Origin of the sequence: Streptomyces sp. NPDC005576 (assembly GCF_042871745.1) — a bacterium.
GTDB lineage: Bacteria > Actinomycetota > Actinomycetes > Streptomycetales > Streptomycetaceae > Streptomyces.
Genome location: NZ_JBIAJC010000016.1, coordinates 25510 through 43576, shown reverse-complemented (window position 1 = coordinate 43576; position 18067 = coordinate 25510). Strand labels below are relative to the sequence as shown.

18 protein-coding genes are annotated in these 18067 nt (G+C 71.5%); 11 read left to right on the top strand and 7 right to left on the bottom strand.

Annotation, left to right across the window (positions count from 1 at the left end):
• Window positions 1-65: 65 nt before the first annotated feature.
• The 3 genes from ACFYPN_RS26700 to ACFYPN_RS26690 form a co-directional block, all read right to left on the bottom strand.
• The gene (locus tag ACFYPN_RS26700) at window positions 66-1172 is read right to left on the bottom strand and encodes a methyltransferase (RefSeq protein ID WP_358760215.1); all 1107 of its coding nucleotides are present in this window, start codon (window positions 1170-1172) and stop codon (window positions 66-68) included.
• 34 nt (window positions 1173-1206) lie between these two features.
• Window positions 1207-2337, bottom strand: a complete 1131-nt coding sequence (locus ACFYPN_RS26695; protein WP_358760217.1) for a right-handed parallel beta-helix repeat-containing protein — start codon at window positions 2335-2337, stop codon at window positions 1207-1209.
• Between the two features lie 132 nt (window positions 2338-2469).
• Window positions 2470-3303, bottom strand: coding sequence for a GntR family transcriptional regulator (locus tag ACFYPN_RS26690; protein WP_389301620.1), 834 nt, complete (start codon window positions 3301-3303; stop codon window positions 2470-2472).
• 192 nt (window positions 3304-3495) lie between these two features.
• On the opposite strand from ACFYPN_RS26690, the gene ACFYPN_RS26685 reads away from it, so the two are divergent.
• From ACFYPN_RS26685 to ACFYPN_RS26665, 5 genes are read left to right on the top strand one after another with little or no spacing between them, the layout of a single operon-like run.
• The gene (locus ACFYPN_RS26685; RefSeq protein WP_358760221.1) at window positions 3496-4752 is read left to right on the top strand and encodes an extracellular solute-binding protein; all 1257 of its coding nucleotides are present in this window, start codon (window positions 3496-3498) and stop codon (window positions 4750-4752) included.
• A gap of 28 nt (window positions 4753-4780) precedes the next feature.
• Window positions 4781-5776 (top strand): carbohydrate ABC transporter permease, encoded by a 996-nt coding sequence (locus ACFYPN_RS26680; protein WP_389301616.1) that lies wholly within the window; start codon window positions 4781-4783, stop codon window positions 5774-5776.
• The gene (locus ACFYPN_RS26675; protein ID WP_389301613.1) at window positions 5773-6618 is read left to right on the top strand and encodes a carbohydrate ABC transporter permease; all 846 of its coding nucleotides are present in this window, start codon (window positions 5773-5775) and stop codon (window positions 6616-6618) included. The genes ACFYPN_RS26680 and ACFYPN_RS26675 overlap by 4 nt, the downstream gene beginning before the upstream one ends.
• A gap of 14 nt (window positions 6619-6632) precedes the next feature.
• Complete coding sequence (locus ACFYPN_RS26670; RefSeq protein ID WP_389301784.1) at window positions 6633-8141, top strand: beta-N-acetylhexosaminidase; 1509 nt, start codon at window positions 6633-6635, stop codon at window positions 8139-8141.
• Complete coding sequence (locus ACFYPN_RS26665) at window positions 8138-9583, top strand: cellulose binding domain-containing protein (RefSeq protein WP_389301610.1); 1446 nt, start codon at window positions 8138-8140, stop codon at window positions 9581-9583. Before ACFYPN_RS26670 ends, ACFYPN_RS26665 begins: the two co-directional genes overlap by 4 nt.
• A gap of 82 nt (window positions 9584-9665) precedes the next feature.
• On the opposite strand, the gene ACFYPN_RS26660 is transcribed toward ACFYPN_RS26665, so the two are convergent.
• The 4 genes from ACFYPN_RS26660 to ACFYPN_RS26645 form a co-directional block, all read right to left on the bottom strand.
• Window positions 9666-10613 carry a M56 family metallopeptidase gene (locus ACFYPN_RS26660; RefSeq protein ID WP_389301608.1) on the bottom strand — a complete coding sequence of 316 codons (948 nt, stop codon included), beginning with the start codon at window positions 10611-10613 and terminating at the stop codon, window positions 9666-9668.
• Complete coding sequence (locus ACFYPN_RS26655; protein WP_389301605.1) at window positions 10610-11002, bottom strand: BlaI/MecI/CopY family transcriptional regulator; 393 nt, start codon at window positions 11000-11002, stop codon at window positions 10610-10612. The genes ACFYPN_RS26660 and ACFYPN_RS26655 overlap by 4 nt, the downstream gene beginning before the upstream one ends.
• Before the next feature lie 144 nt (window positions 11003-11146).
• Window positions 11147-12085 carry a M56 family metallopeptidase gene (locus ACFYPN_RS26650; RefSeq protein WP_389301781.1) on the bottom strand — a complete coding sequence of 313 codons (939 nt, stop codon included), beginning with the start codon at window positions 12083-12085 and terminating at the stop codon, window positions 11147-11149.
• Complete coding sequence (locus ACFYPN_RS26645; RefSeq protein WP_358760231.1) at window positions 12085-12462, bottom strand: BlaI/MecI/CopY family transcriptional regulator; 378 nt, start codon at window positions 12460-12462, stop codon at window positions 12085-12087. The genes ACFYPN_RS26650 and ACFYPN_RS26645 overlap by 1 nt, the downstream gene beginning before the upstream one ends.
• Window positions 12463-12586: 124 nt before the next feature.
• On the opposite strand from ACFYPN_RS26645, the gene ACFYPN_RS26640 reads away from it, so the two are divergent.
• From ACFYPN_RS26640 to efeU, 6 genes are read left to right on the top strand one after another with little or no spacing between them, the layout of a single operon-like run.
• On the top strand, window positions 12587-13234 hold the full coding sequence (locus tag ACFYPN_RS26640; protein WP_358760233.1) for a DedA family protein: 648 nt from the start codon (window positions 12587-12589) through the stop codon (window positions 13232-13234).
• Window positions 13231-13839 (top strand): phosphatase PAP2 family protein, encoded by a 609-nt coding sequence (locus ACFYPN_RS26635; protein WP_358760235.1) that lies wholly within the window; start codon window positions 13231-13233, stop codon window positions 13837-13839. The genes ACFYPN_RS26640 and ACFYPN_RS26635 overlap by 4 nt, the downstream gene beginning before the upstream one ends.
• A gap of 37 nt (window positions 13840-13876) precedes the next feature.
• The gene (locus ACFYPN_RS26630; protein WP_389301602.1) at window positions 13877-14617 is read left to right on the top strand and encodes a phosphatase PAP2 family protein; all 741 of its coding nucleotides are present in this window, start codon (window positions 13877-13879) and stop codon (window positions 14615-14617) included.
• 38 nt (window positions 14618-14655) lie between these two features.
• Window positions 14656-15795 carry an iron uptake system protein EfeO gene (efeO, locus tag ACFYPN_RS26625; RefSeq protein WP_389301778.1) on the top strand — a complete coding sequence of 380 codons (1140 nt, stop codon included), beginning with the start codon at window positions 14656-14658 and terminating at the stop codon, window positions 15793-15795.
• A 28-nt stretch (window positions 15796-15823) separates the two neighbouring features.
• Entirely contained in the window at window positions 15824-17140 is a 1317-nt protein-coding gene (efeB, locus tag ACFYPN_RS26620; RefSeq protein ID WP_389301600.1) for an iron uptake transporter deferrochelatase/peroxidase subunit, read from the top strand.
• A gap of 22 nt (window positions 17141-17162) precedes the next feature.
• On the top strand, window positions 17163-18005 hold the full coding sequence (efeU, locus tag ACFYPN_RS26615; RefSeq protein WP_358760241.1) for an iron uptake transporter permease EfeU: 843 nt from the start codon (window positions 17163-17165) through the stop codon (window positions 18003-18005).
• Window positions 18006-18067: the final 62 nt, after the last annotated feature.

Sequence of the window (18067 nt, the reverse complement as noted above, 5' to 3'; positions counted from 1 at the left end):
CGGGTCCGGCACTGCGGTGCCGGACCCGGGGCGTTTCCGGTCGCGCGACCGGTTGCGGGCGGGCCTTACGGCACGGTGCACTCGAACGCGTGGAGGTAGGCGTTGACCGGGTGGATCTCTCCCACCCGGAGGCCGGCCTCGGCCATGCGTCCGAGCAGGCTCTCCCTGGTGTGCTTCGCTCCCCCGACGTTGAGCAGGAGCAGCAGGTCCATGGCGGTGGTGAACCGCATCGACGGGGTGTCGTCGACGAGGTTCTCGATGATCACCACGCGGGCGCCGGGGCGGGCCGCGGCGACGACGTTCCGCAGGGTCCTGCGGGTGCTCTCGTCGTCCCATTCGAGGATGTTCTTGATGATGTAGAGGTCCACCTCGAACGGGATGTCCTCGCGGCAGTCGCCGGCGACGATCCGGACCCGGTCGGCGAGCGGGCCGCCGTCCCGCAGCCGCGCGTCCGCGCGGGCGACGACACCCGGGAGGTCCATGAGGGTTCCCCGGACCGAGGGGTGCTTCTCCAGCAGGCTGGCGAGCACGTGTCCCTGGCCGCCGCCGATGTCGGCGACGGAGGAGACACCGGTCAGGTCGAGGAGCTCGGCGACGTCCCGGGCCGACTGCACGCTGGAGGTGGTCATCGCACGGTTGAACACCTGGGCCGACTCGCCCGCGTCCTGGTGGAGGTAGTCGAAGAAACCCTTGCCGAACGCCTCGGGGAAGACGCTGCTGCCGGAGCGCACCGCGTCCTCCAGGCGCGGCCAGACCTCCCAGGTCCAGGGCTCGGTGCACCACAGGGAGATGTAGCGCAGGCTGTGGGGGTCGTCCTCGCGCAGCAGCCGGGAGGTGTCGGTGTGGACGAACATGCCGTCCGCGGTCTCGGCGAAGACGCCGTAGCAGGTCAGCGCCCGCAGCAGGCGCTGGAGCGGTACGGGCTCGGCGTCCACCACGAGGGCGAGCTCGGCCGCGGAGGCGGGGGTCTCCCCGAGGGCGTCGGCGACGCCCAGCCGCGCCGCGGCGCGTACGGCCGCGGCGCAGGCCGCTCCGAAGGCGAGCTCGCGCAGTCGCATGGACGGGTGCGTGGACGGGGCCGGGGCGCCGGCGTGGATCTGGGGCCCCGCGAGGGTGGAGGTGAGGGGGGCGTTCTCGGGGCTGGTCTCCGGGGTGGGGCTCACGGTGGTCATACCGTCTCGTTCCTCCTGGTACGGCGGTGGGGGGTCATTCGGCGCACATCCCGGCCGGTACCGAGGTGGCGCACGTGTTGCCGACGAACGTGTTGCCGGTGCCAGAGGTGTCGCGGTTGGCGAGGTCGGCCGGGCTGTTGCCGCTCACGAGGTTCTCGCTGACGGTGTTGTCGGTGTTCAGCGCGCCCACGAAGCTCTTGATGAGCAGGATGCCGCCGGAGAAGTCGGTGGAGCCGACGTTGTCCTGGATGACGTTGGACCGGACGACGGTGCTCTCGCTGCCGGTGAGGACGATGCCGGACCCCTGGATGGCGGAGAGGCGCGGGGTCGCGGCGCAGGACTTGTTGTTCTTCACGATCCGGTTGCCACTGATCGTCATCGCCCCGGCCGCGGGCTTGGACTCGTCGCCCACGACGAAGATCCCGCTGCAGTTGCCGGTGATGGTGTTGTCGTCGACGTTGAGGTTCCTGACCCGGCGTACGGTGACGCCGATGCGGTTGCCGCTCACCGCGTTGTCCGCGATGGCCGTCCCGCCGGTGTCCGTCGCTCCGCCCTCCTCGCTGACCGAGTTGGCGACGAAGATTCCCGCGTCGCCGTTGCCGGTGGCGGTGTTGTGGCGGAAGTCGGCGCGGGTCGAGCGCTCCTGGGCGATGCCCCAGGTGCCGTTGTCCCGGGCGGTCACCCTGCGGACGGAGAGCCCGTCGGTCCGGGACGCCCAGACGCCGTTCTTCGTGAAGCCGGAGACGGTGAGTGCGCGGATCCTGACGCCGTCGACGGGGTTCTTCTCGGTGCCCACGACGCAGATGCCGTTCCCGCCCGCCGCGCAGGCGTTGGCCGCCCTCGGTCCCTTGGCGGCGGCGGGAGCTCCGGCTGACGTCGGGGCGGGCGCCGACTCGGCCGCCTGCGGGGCGAGGACCGTACGCTCGCCCGTTCCGCGCAGCGTCAGGTTCGGCGTGGTGATCAGCACGCTCTCGCGGTAGGTGCCGGGCAGGACGACGACGGTGTCGCCGGGGTGTGCGGCGTCGACCGCCTCCTGAATCGATTCCCCCGGGCGCACCACGCGCTCGTGGTGTCCGGACGCGGCCGTGGGCGCGGCGGAGAGCCCGAGGACGGTGGCCGTGACGGCGGTGACGCCCGCCAGGCATTGCATGTGTGTTCTTCTCATGAGCCGAAGTTATGGGCGATCAACCTCCGACGCCACGCAGGGTGAGCGAGTGGATACAACGCGCGCACGAATGGCTTACCGGTGTACCCCACGGCCTCGCCGGTCCCTGTCGCGACGGGGCCTGCGGGGTGGTCAGTGGGCGTCTCCCGTCGTGGACGAGGTGATGATGTCACCGTGTGCGAAGACGCCCGGCGGGATGCCCGGATGATGGCTCTCGGGTCCCGGCCGCGGGGCGGAGGTCCCGAGGGCCAGCCGGGAGACGATGCGGTAGCGGTCACCCCGGTAGAGGGAGTGCACGTACTCGACGGGCCGGCCCGCCGTGTCGGTGGTGAGACGCTCGATCAGCAGGGCGGGAGAGAGAACCGGAATGTCCAGGACCGCCGCCTCGGCCTCGTTGATGACGGTCGGCTCGATGGACTGGACCGCCTGGTCGACATGGACGTGGTGGTGCTCGCGCAGATGGTCGTAGAGGTCGCCCGCCTCCAGCTCCTGCGGGGTGAGCGAAGGGACGAGCCCGGCCGGGATGTGCAGGTGCTCGATCGCCATCGGTGAGCCGTCCACCAGGCGCAGGCGGGCGATGTAAACCACCTCCGCGGCGGGCGAGACCCGCAGCTTGCGCCCGATCCGCGCTCCCGCCCGGATCGTGTCGAGCTGCAGGAGCCTGCTGGACCAGGTGCCCGCCGCCCGGGGCACCGCGAAAGCCGCGTCGTCCGAGACGAGTTCCTGGGTGATCTTGGCCGGGGCCACGAACATGCCGCGCCCGTGTTCGCGTACGAGCTGTCCGGTGGCGACGAGTTCGTCGACCGCGGCTCGCAGGGTGGGCCGGGAGACGCCGAGTTCCGCGCTGAGCGTGCGCTCCGAGGGGATGGCGTCCCCGGGCCGGCGCACCTCGATCAGTCCGAGGAGATGCTCACGGACCCGCTCCCGTTTGAGTACGCCACCTGAGCCCGAAGAGCTGTTCTGCATGGATCCGACCTCTCCGCCTTCTCGTCGGCAACTGGTTCAGTGGTAAGCGATGACTGGGACACCAGGGAGTCTACAACGCACTCAACTGCGCGTATTCCTGCGAGGGTTGACGTCATCACTGGTCTATGCCACCTTCTACCCACGCCGTTGTCCAGTTGACCAATTGGTCAACTCTTTCTCGAGGTGAATCCAGTGAAGATCCGCTTCATCCCGGCCGCGGTCGCCCTGGCGGCCACATGTGCGCTCACCGCGTGCGACAGCTCCTCGTCGGGGTCCGACCAGTCGGACGGACCCGCCACGCTCACTGTGTGGATCATGAAGGACAGCGTCTCCGACGCCTATCTCCAGCGGTTCGAGAAGGACTTCGAGACCCAGCACGAGGGAACCGCTCTGGACATCCAGATACAGGAGTGGGACGGGATCGGTGAGAAGATCACCGCCGCGCTCGCCAGCAAGGACGCCCCGGACGTGATCGAGGTGGGGAACACCCAGGTCGCCCAGTACGCGCAGAGTGGCGGGGTGCTCGATCTCAGCGACAGGGTCGCGGAGTTGAAGGGGGCGGACTGGCTGCCCGGCCTCGCCGAGCCGGGGAAGGTCGACGGGAAGCAGTACGGCATCCCCTGGTACGCGGCCAACCGCGTGGTGATCTACAACAAGGACCTCTTCGCGAAGGCCGGTGTCACCGCGCCGCCGGCCACCCGGGAGGAGTGGCTGGAGATCACGGGGAAGCTCGACAAGGACGGCACGCAGGGCATCTACCTCCCCGGGCAGAACTGGTACACCCTGGCCGGGTTCGTCTGGGAGGAAGGCGGCGAACTCGCCGTCAAGGACGGGGACACGTGGCGGGGCGCGCTCGACAGCCCCGAGGCGCTCCGCGGCATGGACTTCTACCGGCGGCTCCAGGCCCTGGGCCAGGGCCCCAAGGACTCCGACGAGGCGAAGCCTCCCCAGGCGGACGTCTTCGCCAAGGGCGACGTCGCCCAGATCATCGCCGTACCCGGCGGCGCCAAGATCGTGGAGCAGGCCAACCCCGCCCTCGCGGGCAAGCTCGGCTTCTTCCCGATTCCCGGCAGGACGGCCGGCAAGCCGGGGGCGACCTTCACCGGCGGTTCCGACCTCATCGTCCCGGTCGCCTCGCCCCACCAGAAGGCGGCGTACGAGGTGATCGCGGCGCTCGCCGGAGAGAAGGAGCAGACCGAACTCGCCCGCACCATGAGCTACGTGCCCAACCGGACGTCCCTGGCCGGTGTCCTCAAGGACGACGAGGGCGACGCGGCGATGGCCGCCGCCGCCGCGCAGGGGCGCGCCACGCCCAACTCCCCTCAGTGGGCGGCCGTCGAGGCCACGAACCCGATCAAGGAGTACATGACGGCCGTGCTCACCGGGACCGACCCGGCGAAGGCGGCGAAGGCCGCGTCCGACGCCATCAGCAAGACCCTCAACCCGTGAGCCGGACCCTGCCCGAGGGGGGACGCGCGTGACGCGGACCGCGGACCGGCCCGGCACGGCGCGGCCCGTACCGGCCGGCCCCGCCGCCCCGGAGGCCGATCCCCGCGGGCGCGGGCGGGGCAGTCTCCGCCGCAGCGTACCGGGCACCCTCTGGCCGTATCTGCTGATCGCCCCCACCGTGATCGGGTTCGCGTTCCTGCTGGCCTATCCCCTCGCCCGTAACCTGCTGATCTCCTTCCAGCACTACGGCATGGCGGAACTGATCCGCGGGAACGCGGACTTCGCGGGCCTGGAGAACTACTCGGCGATCCTGCGGGACGGCGAGTTCTGGCAAGTGGCGCGGCGCACGCTGTGGTGGACCGCGATCAACGTCACGCTCATCATGGTGATCGGCACCGGCGTCGCGCTGATGCTGCAACGGCTCGGCAAGCGGATGCGGACCCTGGTCCTCGTGGGGCTGGTGCTCGCCTGGGCCAGTCCGGTGATCGCCACCACCACGGTCTTCCAGTGGCTCTTCTCCTCCCGGCTGGGAGTGGTCAACTGGCTGCTGGTCCGGCTGGGCTTCGACTCCTTCGAGGACTACTCCTGGTTCGCGCACGGTCCGGCCGCCTTCACCGTCCTGGTGCTGCTCGTGGTGTGGCAGTCGGTACCGTTCGTCGCCATCACCCTGCACTCCGCGCTGACCACGGTCCCGGCCGAACTCTTCGAATCCGCCCGGATCGACGGAGCGGGCGGCTGGCGGATCTTCCGCTCCATCACCCTGCCGGTCCTGCGGCCGGTCTTCGGTCTGATGCTGAGCCTCGAAGTCATCTGGGTCTTCCGGTGCTTCGCGCAGATCTGGGCGGTCACCAAGGGCGGTCCCGGCGGCGCGACCACCACGCTCCCCGTCTACGCCTACCAGGTCGCCCAGTCGCTGCACCGCTACGACCTCGGGGCCGCGGCGGCGACCCTCACGGTGCTCGTCCTGGTCGGCGCGCTGATCCTCTACTTCCGCCAGATGTTCCGTCAGGAGGCCGAGCTGTGAGCACCCGTCCCGCCCGTGTGGCCCTGCGCGGCTTGCCCGTGAACGCCGGGGCGCTGATCGTCTTCGCGCTCAGTGTCTTCCCCGTCTACTGGATGATCCTCACCGCATTCAAACCGACCGCGGACATCCAGGCCGAGACTCCGGTGTTCCTGCCCACCTCGGTGACGCTGGAGCACTTCTCCGACGCGGTGACGGCCGACGGCTTCTGGTCGTTCTGGCGCAACAGCCTCCTCGTCACGGCCGGCTGCGTGCTGCTCGCCCTCGCCGTCGCCCTCGGTGCGGCGTTCGCCGTGGCCCGGTTGCGGTGGAAGGGGCGGCGGGGCTTCGTCCTCATGGTGTTCGTCGCGCAGGTCGCCCCCTGGGAGGCGCTGCTGATCCCGATGTACGTCATCGCCCGCGACACCGACATGCTCGACCGGCTCACGACCCTGACCCTCGTCTACTTCATGATCACGCTGCCGTTCACCATCGTGACCCTGCGGAGCTTCCTCTCCGCGATCCCCGCCGAGCTCGAGGAGGCGGCCCAGGTGGACGGCTGCACCCGGGCCGCCGCCTTCCGCCGGGTCACCTTCCCCCTGCTGGCGCCGGGCCTGCTCGCCACGTCCCTCTTCGGCTTCATCACCGCCTGGAACGAGTTCGCCTTCGCCAACATGCTGATCATCAAGAACCAGGACGACCGGACGCTGCCCGTCTGGCTCTCCTCGTTCTCGAACGTCTTCGGCACGGACTGGGGCGCCACCATGGCGGCCTCCACCCTCTTCGCGCTGCCCGTCCTCGTCCTCTTCCTCGTTCTCCAGCGACGGGTCGCCACCGGTATGACCGGTGGCGCGGTCAAGGGATAGGAGAAACCGTGTCCATGCCCCCCGCCGGCCTCGGCCTCGTACCGGGTCCCTTACGGCTCCACGTCCGACGAGGCCGGTTCACCTTCGACTCCGCCACGGCGATCCGCGCGACCCCGGGCACCGCGCCCGCCGCCCTGCTGCTGCGTACCCTGCTCGCCCCGGCGACCGGGCTGCCGCTGCCCCTCGCGAACGACGGCCGTATCGTCCTCGCCCTCGATCCCGGGCTCACCGGACTCGGCACCCAGGGCTACGGACTCACCGTGAGCGAGGACGCCGTCCTGCTGCGGGCGGCCCGGCCCGCGGGCCTGCTGCACGGCGTCCAGACACTCCGTCAGCTCCTGCCACCCGCCGCCCTCTCCGCCGTCCCGGTGCACGGCACGCCGTGGTCGGTCCCCTGCCTGGAGACGACGGACGTGCCGCGCTTCGCCTGGCGCGGGGCAATGCTCGACGTGGCCCGCCACTTCCAGCCCGTCTCGTTCCTGCGGCGCGTCACGGACCTGCTCGCCCTGCACAAACTCAACGTGCTGCACCTGCACCTCACCGACGACCAGGGCTGGCGGATGCCGGTCGGTGCCTACCCCCGGCTCACCGAGGTGGGCGGGCTGCCGCACGGGGGCGCGTACACGCGGAGGGAACTGACGGACTTCGTCGCGTACGCCGCCGACCGCGGGGTGACCGTCGTCCCGGAGATCGAGATGCCCGGCCACGTCCGTGCCGCCCTCGCCGCCTACCCGCACCTCGGCAATTTCCCCGACCGCCGGCTGGACGTCTGGGACCGCTACGGCGTGTGCGACACCGTCCTGGGCGTCCACGACGAGGCACTCGACTTCTGCCGGACCGTGCTAGGAGAGGTGATGGAGGTCTTCCCCTCGCCGTACATCCACGTCGGCGGCGAGGAGTGCCCGACCGACGAGTGGCACTCCTCGCCCACCGCGCTGCGGCGCGTCGCCGAACAGGGTCTGGCCGGGCCCGAGGAGCTCCGCGGCTGGCTGATGGAACAGGTCGGCACGTTCCTGACCGAGCACGGCAGACGCCCGCTGGGCTGGACCGAGAGCGGTGACGACCTGCCGGAGTCGTTCACCGTGCTGGCCTGGCGGGAGGCGGAGCACGGGCTCGCGGCGGCGCGTCAGGGCCACCCGGTCGTCATGACCCCGCACCGCTCCACCTACCTCGACTACCCGGCGTCCACGCACCCCGAGGAACCGCCGGGGCAGCCCGGCCTCACCGTGGACCTGCCGACCGTCTACGCCACCGACCCCGCGCCCGGCCACTGGGATCCGGCGGACGCCGCCCAGGTGCTCGGCACCCAGGCGCAGTTGTGGACCGAGTACGTGCCCACCGCCGCGCACGCCGAGTACCTCCTCTTCCCCCGGCTCTGCGCTCTCGCCGACACCGCCTGGTCCGGCGGCGGCGACTGGGACGGGTTCCGGACGCGACTGGACCACCACAAGACCCGGCTCGACGCCCTGGGAGTGCCGAGCCGTCCCTCCACGCTCCACCATCCCGAAAGGAACACCAGGTGACGAGCACAGCCACGAACGACAGAGCACGCACCCGCCGCCCCCACGTCTCCCGAGTCCGCGTCGCACTGGCCGCCGCGGCGCTGGCCGGCCTCGGCTGCGCCACCTTGGCGGCCGTACCCGCCACCGCCGCCGGCGTACCGCTGACGGTCCAGTACCGGCAGAGCTCCGCCGGCTCCGACCAGGCGGAACCCTGGTTCAAGGCCGTCAACACCGGCAGCGCCTCCGTCTCCCTCGCCCAGGTCAAGATCCGCTACTACTTCAAGGCGGAGGCCGGCGCCTCGTACACCTACGCCTGTTCCTGGGCGGTCAAGGGGTGCGCCAACATCACGGGCACCTTCGGCACGCTCGCGAACCCCACCGCGACGGCCGACCGGTACCTGGAGATCGGCTTCACCGCCGGGGCCGGCTCGCTCGCCCCGGGCGCGGACACCGGGGACATGCAGTTGCGGTTCTACCGCTCCAACTGGCAGCCGCTGAACCAGAGCGACGACTACTCCTTCGGGTCCGGGCAGACCTCGTACGCGAACTGGTCCAAGGTCACCGCGACCGTCGGCGGCACCCAGGTGTGGGGCACCGCGCCGGCCGGCAACGGACCGGGCACCGACCCCACCGGCCCGACCGACCCGCCCGCCGCCGGCCCCCGGCTCTTCGACGACTTCGACTACACCTCGTACAGCGACCCCTCGATCGGCGCCCACGGCTGGAACGTGCGCTCCAACTCGGGCGGCCCCGGGGTGCCCGGTGCGAGCTGGCCGGCCGAGAACGTCACCTTCGCCAAGGAGGGGACCAACTCGATCATGAACCTGGAGACCTCCACCGCCGGTACGGCGGAGACCACCGAGCAGGCGGAGGTCCTCACCAAGGCGACGAAGTTCCGCAACGGCACCTACGCGGCGCGGGTGCGGTTCGCCGACGCGCCGAAGTCCGGCCCCGACGGGGACCACCTCGTCAGTACCTTCTTCACCATCAACGACCTCAAGGCGCCGATGGCCGACGACTACGCCGAGTACGACTTCGAGTACCTGCCCAACGGCGGCTGGGGCGAGCCCTCGAACATCCTCTACACCACGTCCTGGGAGACCTACCGTCCCGACCCCTGGGAGGCGGTCAACCAGCACTCCGAATCACGGGTCAGCTACGCGGGCTGGCACGACCTCGTCCTCGCCATAGACAACACGTCCATCGTCTACTACATCGACGGCGTCGAGTTCGGGCGCCACGACTCCCGCTACCTGCCGGAGCGGCCGATGTCCATCAACTTCAACCAGTGGCTGATCGACCTCGCGGGCCAGACCAGCACCACCCCGCGCGCCTACGACCAGAAGGTCGACTGGGTACTGCACGTCAAGGACCAGGTGCTGACCCCGGCCCAGGTCACGGCCGAGATCGCCGCCTACCGGGCGGCGGGCAAGTCCTTCGAGGACACCGTGCCGGCTGCCTGACCCCGCCCTTCCCGCCGGAGCCCTCCGGCGGGAAGGGTCCTCGCACCCGCTCACCCCGTCGGTCCGGCGGACCGGGGTGCGCTCAGCGCGCGAGCAACGCCCGGGCGGCGGACTCCACGTACTCGTGAAGTCCGTACGGCAGGACCAGTCCCAGCAGCGCCGACACCGCGACCACCGCCGCGAGCCCGGCCGTGGCCGCCCGCGCACCGCGCGAATGCGGCCGCGAAGGTTCCGGGCCCAGCAGGGCCCTGACCCGCTGCGGGACCGGGCCGGTGGCGACGGAGAGCAGCGGGCCGCGGATCGTGTCCGGCCGTCCGGAGGACGCGACGGCCAGTGCCGCGTGCGCGATCGCCGTCGCGGCGAGCTTCCGGTCGCCCACCGAGGCGGCCGCCGACTCGTCCGCCCAGCGCTCCAGGTGGTAGTCCAGGGCCGGGAGCAGCGAGCGCAGGGCGGGGTGCACCGCCCCGGCCAGGTGGACGGCGAGGGTCAGCAGGTGGTGACGGCCCGCCAGGTGGGCCCGCTCATGGCTGTACAGCACCTCGTGCTCCGCCGGGTCCAGAGCCTGGAGCATGCCCGTCGTCACCACGACGCGCCCGTGCCGCCCGCGCCGGCCCGGAAGTGCGAAGGCCTGTGGACCGGAACCCGGCACCACCAGCAGGTCGCCGTCGCTCCCCGCTTCACCGGTCGCCGCCCAGGCGCTCGCCAGGATCGAGCGGAGCTCGTACCAGCGGCGGCCGGCCAGCAACGCCTGGATCGAGAGCACCGCGCCGGCGGCGGCGGCGAGCGGCGCGGTCGCGGGCCACTCGGCGGCCGACCGCGCCAGCGACACCTGTTCGAGGGAGGCGAGGAACGGTACGTGGAAGAGGCCGACGAGCGCAGCGACCGTACCGGCCGCCAGCAGCAGGGCAGCCGACGTGAGCGCGGCGCAGGCTTCTCGCGGCGGCAGGAGCGAGGCCAGCCGACGGGTTGCCGCGGCTGCGCCCCACGGAAGCAGCAGGGTCAGCACGACCACGGTCAGAACGAGCGTCACGCGTGTGCCCCCGACGCGTCTCCCCCGGACTCCAGCAGCATGCGCCGCAGTGCCTCTTCGTCGCCCTCGGAGAGCGAGGAGACGAAGCGTTTCAGAACGAGGTCGCGACGGGGCTCGCGCTCCAGTTCACGGCGCATCCGGCCGGCCGCCAGCCCGGCGGCGTCGTCCGCCGCGGCGTAGGCGAAGCCCCGGACCGCACGGGTCCGCACGAGCATCCCCTTCTCGTGCAGCCGGGTCAGGATGGTCGTCACCGTGGTCCGCGCCAGGTCCCGGCCGATCGCGGCGTTGATCTGCTGCGGGGTCATCGGCTCGCGTGCGGCCCAGAGAACCGCCAGTACGTCCGCGACGAGCCCACCGTGCGGACGCCTCGCGTCCTGGCCGTCCCCCACCGTCCCGCCACCGCCTTGCCGTCACCCCGGGCGAGCATGCCCGGGCATCAGAGTAGGTATGCCTCACCTCACTCTACAAAGGCGGTTCCCGGCCGTGGCCCGCGCCGTCCTTCCGATGGCACGCCGCTCCGGTTCAGGCGTCTCTCAGGGCTGCTCGCCCTGGGCGATCTCGATGCCGGTGTGCAGGTCGGCGGCGGCGTGGAGGGACGCGCCGGCGGACACGACGACGCAGGCCAGCAGGGCGGCGGCGGCCACCCGCCGGGTCAGGGGCCGGACGGTTCGGTCCGGAGCGTGCCCACCGAGCAGGGCGGCCACCCGCTGGGGGACGGGGCCGGCGGTCGCCGCGAGGGCCGGGCCGGGTCGTGCGGGCGGAGCCAGGGAAGTGGCGCGCGCCGAGAGGGCGGCCCGGCCGATGGCCCGGGCGGTGAGCCGGCGGTCTCCGACGGCGGCGGCCGCCGATTCGTCGGCACTGCGTTCCACCGCGTAGGCAAGGGGTTCACGCAGGGCGCGCAGAGCCGGATGGCAGAGTCCTGCCAGATCGACCACGGCGGTGAACAGGTGGTGGCGGTCGTCGAGGTGGGCGCGCTCGTGGGCGAGGAGGGCTTCGCGTTCGGGTGCGGTGAGCGCGCGCAGCATGCCCGTGGTGACGACGATGCGGCCGGGCCGGCCGGGCAGCGCGTAGGCGTCGGGGAACTCCTCGGGCAGGACGACCAGCTCACCGTCCGCCCGGGCCGCCAGGTCGCGGGCCTGCCGCAGGCGGCTCCGGCGCCGGACGACCCCGCGCACCAGCAGGGTGACGCACCACACCAGCGACGCTGCCGCGACGACGGTGACGGCGACGGTGGCGCCGGGCGGTCCGGAGGTCAGCGGTGTGAGCAGATGCGCCAGGACCGCGACGTCGTGCAGATGGGTGGCGCCGGGGACGACGAGCAGTGCCAGCGCACAGGTGCTGGTCGCCGCGAGGCCGACGGCGGTCAGGGCCAGCAGCCGGACCGCCTGCCTCGGGGGCAGAGCCGCGCTCAGCCGACGGCCCACCGGACCCGCGAGGAAGGGAAGCAGCAGGGGAAGCCACACGGCGAGCATCACGAGGGGGCCCCGTCCTCGTCGAGGAGGGAGCGCAGCAGACGTTCGTCCTCGTCGCTGAGCTGGGAGACGAACCGGCTCAGCACCGCGCCCCGGTCCTCGTCCTTGGCGAGTTCGGCGTGCATCCGCCGGGCGGTGAGCCCGGAGGCGTTCTCGGCCGGGACGTAGGCGAAGCCGCGCCCGGATCGCGAGCGCGTCACGGTCCCCTTCTCGTGGAGGCGGGACAGAATGGTCGTCACCGTCGTACGGGCGAGTGAGCCGCCGACCGCCTCCTGGACCTGGGCCGGCGTGAGTGGGCCTTCCGCCGCCCAGAGTGCTGCCAGCACACCGGCCTCGAGCTCTCCGGCCGGGCGCCGCTCACCGGTCGCGTCCCCCATGGGTGCGCTCCTCCACGATCGATCGTCTACAGTGATGTAGACCGTCTACAGCACTGTAGACGGTCATGCGCTGAGGTGTTCCCCTCCGGCCTCGGTCCTCTCAAGCTTATGGGAGCTGTTCGAAGTGACCCTGTCCGTGAATGTGCTCGACGCCGGTTCCCTCCTGTCCGCGTTCGGTGCCATCGGCATCGCGGTGGTCCTGTTCGCCGAGACCGGTCTCCTGGTCGGCTTCTTCCTCCCCGGTGACTCCCTGCTCTTCACCGCGGGCCTCCTGGCCGCCCCGGGCATCCACGGGCCGGTCCACCTCTCTCTGCCGCAGGTGCTGTGCGCGGCGGTCGCCGGAGCACTGCTCGGGGCGCAGGCGGGCTACCTGCTCGGCCGTCGGGCCGGCCGGGCGCTGCTCACCCGCAGTTCCAGCCGGAAACTCCACGAGGGCGCCGAGCGGGCCGAAGAACTCCTCGACCGCTACGGACACGCCAAGGCCATCGTCCTCGCCCGCTTCGTACCGATCGTGCGGACCGTGCTGAATCCGCTGGCCGGGGCGCTCAACGTACCCGCCCGGGTCTTCACCCTCTGGCAGATCGTCGGCGGGATGGTGTGGACCGCCGGTCTGGTGCTGGCCGGTTACGGGCTGGGCTCCTCCGTCCCCAACGTCGATCGCTACCTCCTGCCGATCGTCGCCCTCGTCGTACTCGTCTCCCTCACCCCGCTGGCGGTCGAAGTGATCCGCCGCCGCGGCAGCGGCAAGCCCACGAACGGAGGCTCACATTGAGCCCACTCGCCCTTGACGGACCGTCCGTGGACGGAAGTCTCTACACCTCGATCACCGGCCTCGCCCAGCGCGCGCCCTCCTGGCTGGACAGCCTGATCTCGGCCTGGTCCACCTACGGTCTCGCCCTCTTCGGTCTGCTGATGGTGGCCGCGTGGTGGCGCGCCCGCAAGGCCGGTGACCCGGCGAGGACCGCGATGGCCCTGGCCGCACCCCTCGTGGTGTGTGCCACGTTCGTCGTCGACACCGGCATCAAGTCCGTCTTTCACGAACAGCGGCCCTGCCGCGCCCTGCACGCGGTCACGCTCGAGGCCTGTCCGCCGCCCGGCGACTGGTCCTTCCCCAGCAATCACGCCACCATCGCGGCCGCCACCGTCGCCGCCCTGTGGCTCGTCGACCGTCGGATGGCGGCGATCGCGGCCCCGGCCGCCCTGCTCATGGCCTTCTCCCGCGTCTGGGTGGGCGCGCACTATCCGCACGACGTCCTGCTCGGGCTGCTCGTCGGAACGGCCCTCGCTCTGCCCCTCTCCCGGGCGGCACGCCGCGGCGCGCCCGCCGTACGACGGCTGGGCACCACCGCACTGCGGCCCCTGGTCGTCTCGGGCTGAAGGGCTCGGGACGAAGATGAAGCTGACGGGCTCAGGGATGAAACTCCCCCTCGTACCGCCGGGGCGGTGGTGGCCGGCCGCGGCACTGGGCGCGGCGGCATTCGCCCTGCTGACCGCCCTGATCGCCCTCCGCCACGGGGCCCCGTATCCCTTCGACGAGAGTCTGCACCGATGGTCGGCTGCGCACCGGCCCCCGGTCGCCGTGACCCTCGCCCGGGGGATCACCGCGACCGGCAGCGGCCCCACGCCTTACCTGTGTGCCGCCGCAGCGGGACTCGTCGCCGGCCGGGGCGTCCGCGGGCGACTGCTGGCGGCGGTTGCGACGACGGGCTTCCTGCTGCTTGCGCAGGGTGTGCGCCTCGCCGTGATGTACCCCCTCGCCCGGCCCCGCCCGCCCGCGGTGGACTGGGCCACGCACGCCTCCGGGTACTCCTTCCCTTCCGGTCACGCCACGACCTCGGCGCTCACGGCCGGACTGCTGGCCTGGGCCGCCTGGCGGGCAGCCGCCCCGGCCGTCACCCGGATCTGCTGGTGCCTGCTCGCCGCCTGGGCCGTCACGGTCGGTCTCACCCGGGTCTACCTCGGCGTGCACTGGTTCACCGACGTGGTCGGCGGCTGGCTCCTCGCCGCGACCTGCCTCACCGTCACGTCGGCACTGCTGGGGCGGTTCCACCGGGAGGGGCGGCCGGGGCGCCCTCACACCCCGCACGGGCCCGGGGGCAGACGTATCGACGACCATCGTCTACAGTTCCGTAGTCGGAAGGGCAGCCTTGCCTAACTCTGCGGCTCTGCCGCCCCGCTTTCCCTGGAGCCATGATGTCCTCATCCTCCCGCGCGGCATTTCTTGCAGCCGCCGGTCTGGCGATAGTCACCGTCACCGCCACGGGGTGTGCCCAGAAGACCGACGCGGGAGCCACCGGCGCCATCCAGGTGACCGCGTCGGACAGTGCCTGCAAGGTCTCCAAGACCGAGTTCCCGGCGGGCAAGATCTCCGTCGAGGTCGAGAACAAGGGCTCCAAGGTCACTGAGCTGTACGTCCTCTTCCCGGACGACCGGATCGCCGCCGAGCGCGAGAACATCGGCCCCGGCACCAAGGCCACCATCACCGCCGAGGTCAAGGCGGGCGACTACGAGTTCGCCTGCAAGCCCGGTATGAAGGGTGACGGCATCCGCACCAAGGTCCAGGCCACCGGCAAGGGCGCGCAGAAGCGCAGCCCCGAGCTCGACGCCGCTGTCGCCGCCTACCGCTCGTACGCGCAGGGGCAGGCCGACGAGACCCTCCCGAAGGTCAAGGTCTTCACGGACGCGGTCCGCGCCGGTGACATCACGGCGGCAAAGGCGGCGTTCGCACCTTCCCGCACCGGCTGGGAGCGCACCGAGCCGATCGCCGAGTCCTTCGGCGACATCGACCCGCTGACCGACACCCGCGCGGACGGCCTGGAACCCGGCCAGAAGTGGACCGGATGGCACCGCCTGGAGAAGGCGCTGTGGGCCGACAAGAAGATCGGCGACGAGGAGAAGGCCCTCGCCACCCAGCTCGACAAGGACCTCACCGACTGGCAGAAGCGGGTCGGCCAGGCGGAGATCACCCCCACCTCGATGGCGAACGGCGCCAAGGAGCTGCTGGACGAGGTCGCCACCGGCAAGGTGACCGGCGAGGAAGACCGCTACTCCCACACCGACCTCGACGACTTCAAGGCCAACGTCGAGGGTGCCCAGAAGGCGTACGAGCTGCTCAAGCCGACCGCCGCGAAGAACGACGCCGCCCTGGTGACGGAGCTGGACAAGCAGTTCGCCGCCCTGGACGCCCTGCTGGAGAAGTACCGCAGTGCCCCGGGAGCCACCGCCTTCGTCACGTATGACAAGGTCGGCACGGCGGACCGCAAGCAGTTCTCCGACAGCGTCAACGCGCTGGCCGAGCCGCTCTCCAAGCTCGCCGCAGCGGTCGCCAAGTAGGGCCGGCCGGGAAGAAACGGGAATCACCATGCCGGAAGAACCCGAGCAGCACGACCAGTACGAGCAGCCCGAACAGGTCGAACAGACCGAACAGGTCGCGCGGGTACCGAAGGCCGGTCGCTCCGCGTTCTCGCGCCGTGCCGTGCTCGGCTGGGGCGGAGCCGGGCTCGCGCTCGGCGCCGCGGCGGGCGGCGCCGTCGCGGTCCTGAGCGGCGCCTCGGACGGGGACTCAGGTGCCGGGACCGGTTCCGCGGTGCCCTTCCACGGTGAGCACCAGGCCGGGATCGCCAGCGCCGTGCAGGACCGCCTGCACTTCGCGGCCTTCGACGTGAGGACCGAGGACCGGGCCGAACTGGTCCGGTTGCTCAAGGACTGGACGGCCGCGGCCCGCCTGATGACGGCGGGACTCCCGGTCGGTGAAGGCGGTTTCGGCGGTCTGCCGGAGGCGCCGCCGGACGACACCGGCGAGGCCCTCGGCCTGTCGGCGTCCCGCCTCACCCTGACCATCGGTTTCGGCCCCGGGCTCTTCGCGCGGGACCGCTTCGGCCTGGAGGCCGAGCGCCCGGAGGCTCTGGTGGACCTGGAGGCGTTCCCCGGCGACAACCTCGACGCGGCTCGTTCCGGCGGCGACCTCTGTGTGCAGGCCTGTGCGGACGATCCGCAGGTCGCGGTGCACGCGATTCGCCAGCTCGCCCGCATCGGCTTCGGCAAGGTCGCCGTGCGCTGGTCGCAGCTGGGCTTCGGCAAGACGTCCTCCACCACCCCGGACGCGCAGACTCCGCGCAACATGATGGGTTTCAAGGACGGCACCCGGAACGTGTCGGGCACCGACTCGGCCGCGCTGGACAAGCACGTGTGGGCCGGCCCGGACGACGGCAGCGCCTGGATGGCGGGGGGCTCGTACCTGGTCGCCCGCCGCATCCGGATGCACATCGAGACCTGGGACCGCGCCTCGCTCCAGGAGCAGGAGGACGTCTTCGGCCGGGACAAGGGGAAGGGCGCGCCCGTCGGCAAGTCCGAGGAGCGCGACGAGCCGTTCCTGAAGGCGATGAAGCCCGACGCCCACGTCCGCCTCGCGCACCCGGACTCCAACGGCGGGGCGACGATCCTGCGCCGCGGTTACTCCTTCACGGACGGTACGGACGGGCTGGGGCGTCTCGACGCGGGCCTCTTCTTCCTGGCTTACCAGCGTGACGTACGCAAGGGCTTCATCCCGATCCAGCGTGCTCTCGCGCGGCACGACGCGCTCAACGAATACATCCAGCACGTGGGTTCGGCCGTCTTCGCCGTCCCGCCGGGCGTCCGCGACAAGGACGACTGGTGGGGCCGGACCCTCCTCTCCTGACCTCCCGGAAGGAATTGACGCCGTGTTCGGCAACTATCTGATCGGCCTGCGCGAGGGCCTGGAGGCCAGCCTGGTCGTCTGCATCCTGGTCGCCTACCTGGTCAAGTCCGGCAACAAGGACAAGCTGGGGCCGCTGTGGCTGGGCGTCGGCCTGGCGGTCGCCCTGTCCCTCGGTTTCGGTGCCGTCCTCCAGTTCGGCTCCTCGACCCTGACCTTCCAGGCCCAGGAGCTGCTGGGCGGCAGCCTGTCGATCGTCTCGGTCGCCCTGGTGACGTGGATGGTCTTCTGGATGAAGCGCACCGCGCGCCACATGAAGACCGAACTGCACGGCCGGCTCGACGCCGCCCTCGCCATGGGCACGGGCGCCCTCGTCCTCACCGCGTTCCTGGCCGTCGGCCGGGAGGGTCTGGAGACCTCGCTCTTCATCTGGACGGCGGTGCAGGCCACCGGCGACGGGGTCCGTCCCCTCATCGGCGCCGCGCTCGGGCTTCTCACCGCCGTGGCACTGGGCTGGCTGTTCTACCGCGGTGCCCTGACCATCAACCTGTCGAAGTTCTTCACCTGGACCGGAGCCATGCTCGTGGTGGTCGCGGCGGGCGTCCTCGCCTACGGATTCCACGACCTCCAGGAGGGCGACTTCCTCCCCGGTCTGCACACCCTGGCGTTCGACATCAGCTCCGCCGTCCCCGCCGACAGCTGGTACGGCACCCTCCTCAAGGGCGTGTTCAACTTCCAGCCCGACCCGACGGTCCTCCAGAGCGCCGCCTGGGCGCTCTACGTCGTCCCGGTCATGGCGCTCTTCCTCGTACCCGCGCGCCGCTCGGCTCCCACCCCCGCCCCGGCCGTCGAGACCACCACCACCTGACCTCTTCCGACCTGGCCTCTTCCGAGCGCGCCGGGGGTGGTGGCGCCCGGATCGCGTGATGC

Coding starts and splice junctions, on each gene's coding strand:
- ACFYPN_RS26700 (WP_358760215.1), bottom strand. CDS start 1,172: ATGACCACCGTGAGCCCCACCCCGGAGACCAGCCCCGAGAACGCCCCC.
- ACFYPN_RS26695 (WP_358760217.1), bottom strand. CDS start 2,337: ATGAGAAGAACACACATGCAATGCCTGGCGGGCGTCACCGCCGTCACG.
- ACFYPN_RS26690 (WP_389301620.1), bottom strand. CDS start 3,303: ATGCAGAACAGCTCTTCGGGCTCAGGTGGCGTACTCAAACGGGAGCGG.
- ACFYPN_RS26670 (WP_389301784.1), top strand. CDS start 6,633: ATGCCCCCCGCCGGCCTCGGCCTCGTACCGGGTCCCTTACGGCTCCAC.
- ACFYPN_RS26650 (WP_389301781.1), bottom strand. CDS start 12,085: ATGCTCGCCGTGTGGCTTCCCCTGCTGCTTCCCTTCCTCGCGGGTCCG.
- ACFYPN_RS26645 (WP_358760231.1), bottom strand. CDS start 12,462: ATGGGGGACGCGACCGGTGAGCGGCGCCCGGCCGGAGAGCTCGAGGCC.
- ACFYPN_RS26630 (WP_389301602.1), top strand. CDS start 13,877: ATGAAACTCCCCCTCGTACCGCCGGGGCGGTGGTGGCCGGCCGCGGCA.
- efeO (WP_389301778.1), top strand. CDS start 14,656: ATGTCCTCATCCTCCCGCGCGGCATTTCTTGCAGCCGCCGGTCTGGCG.
- efeB (WP_389301600.1), top strand. CDS start 15,824: ATGCCGGAAGAACCCGAGCAGCACGACCAGTACGAGCAGCCCGAACAG.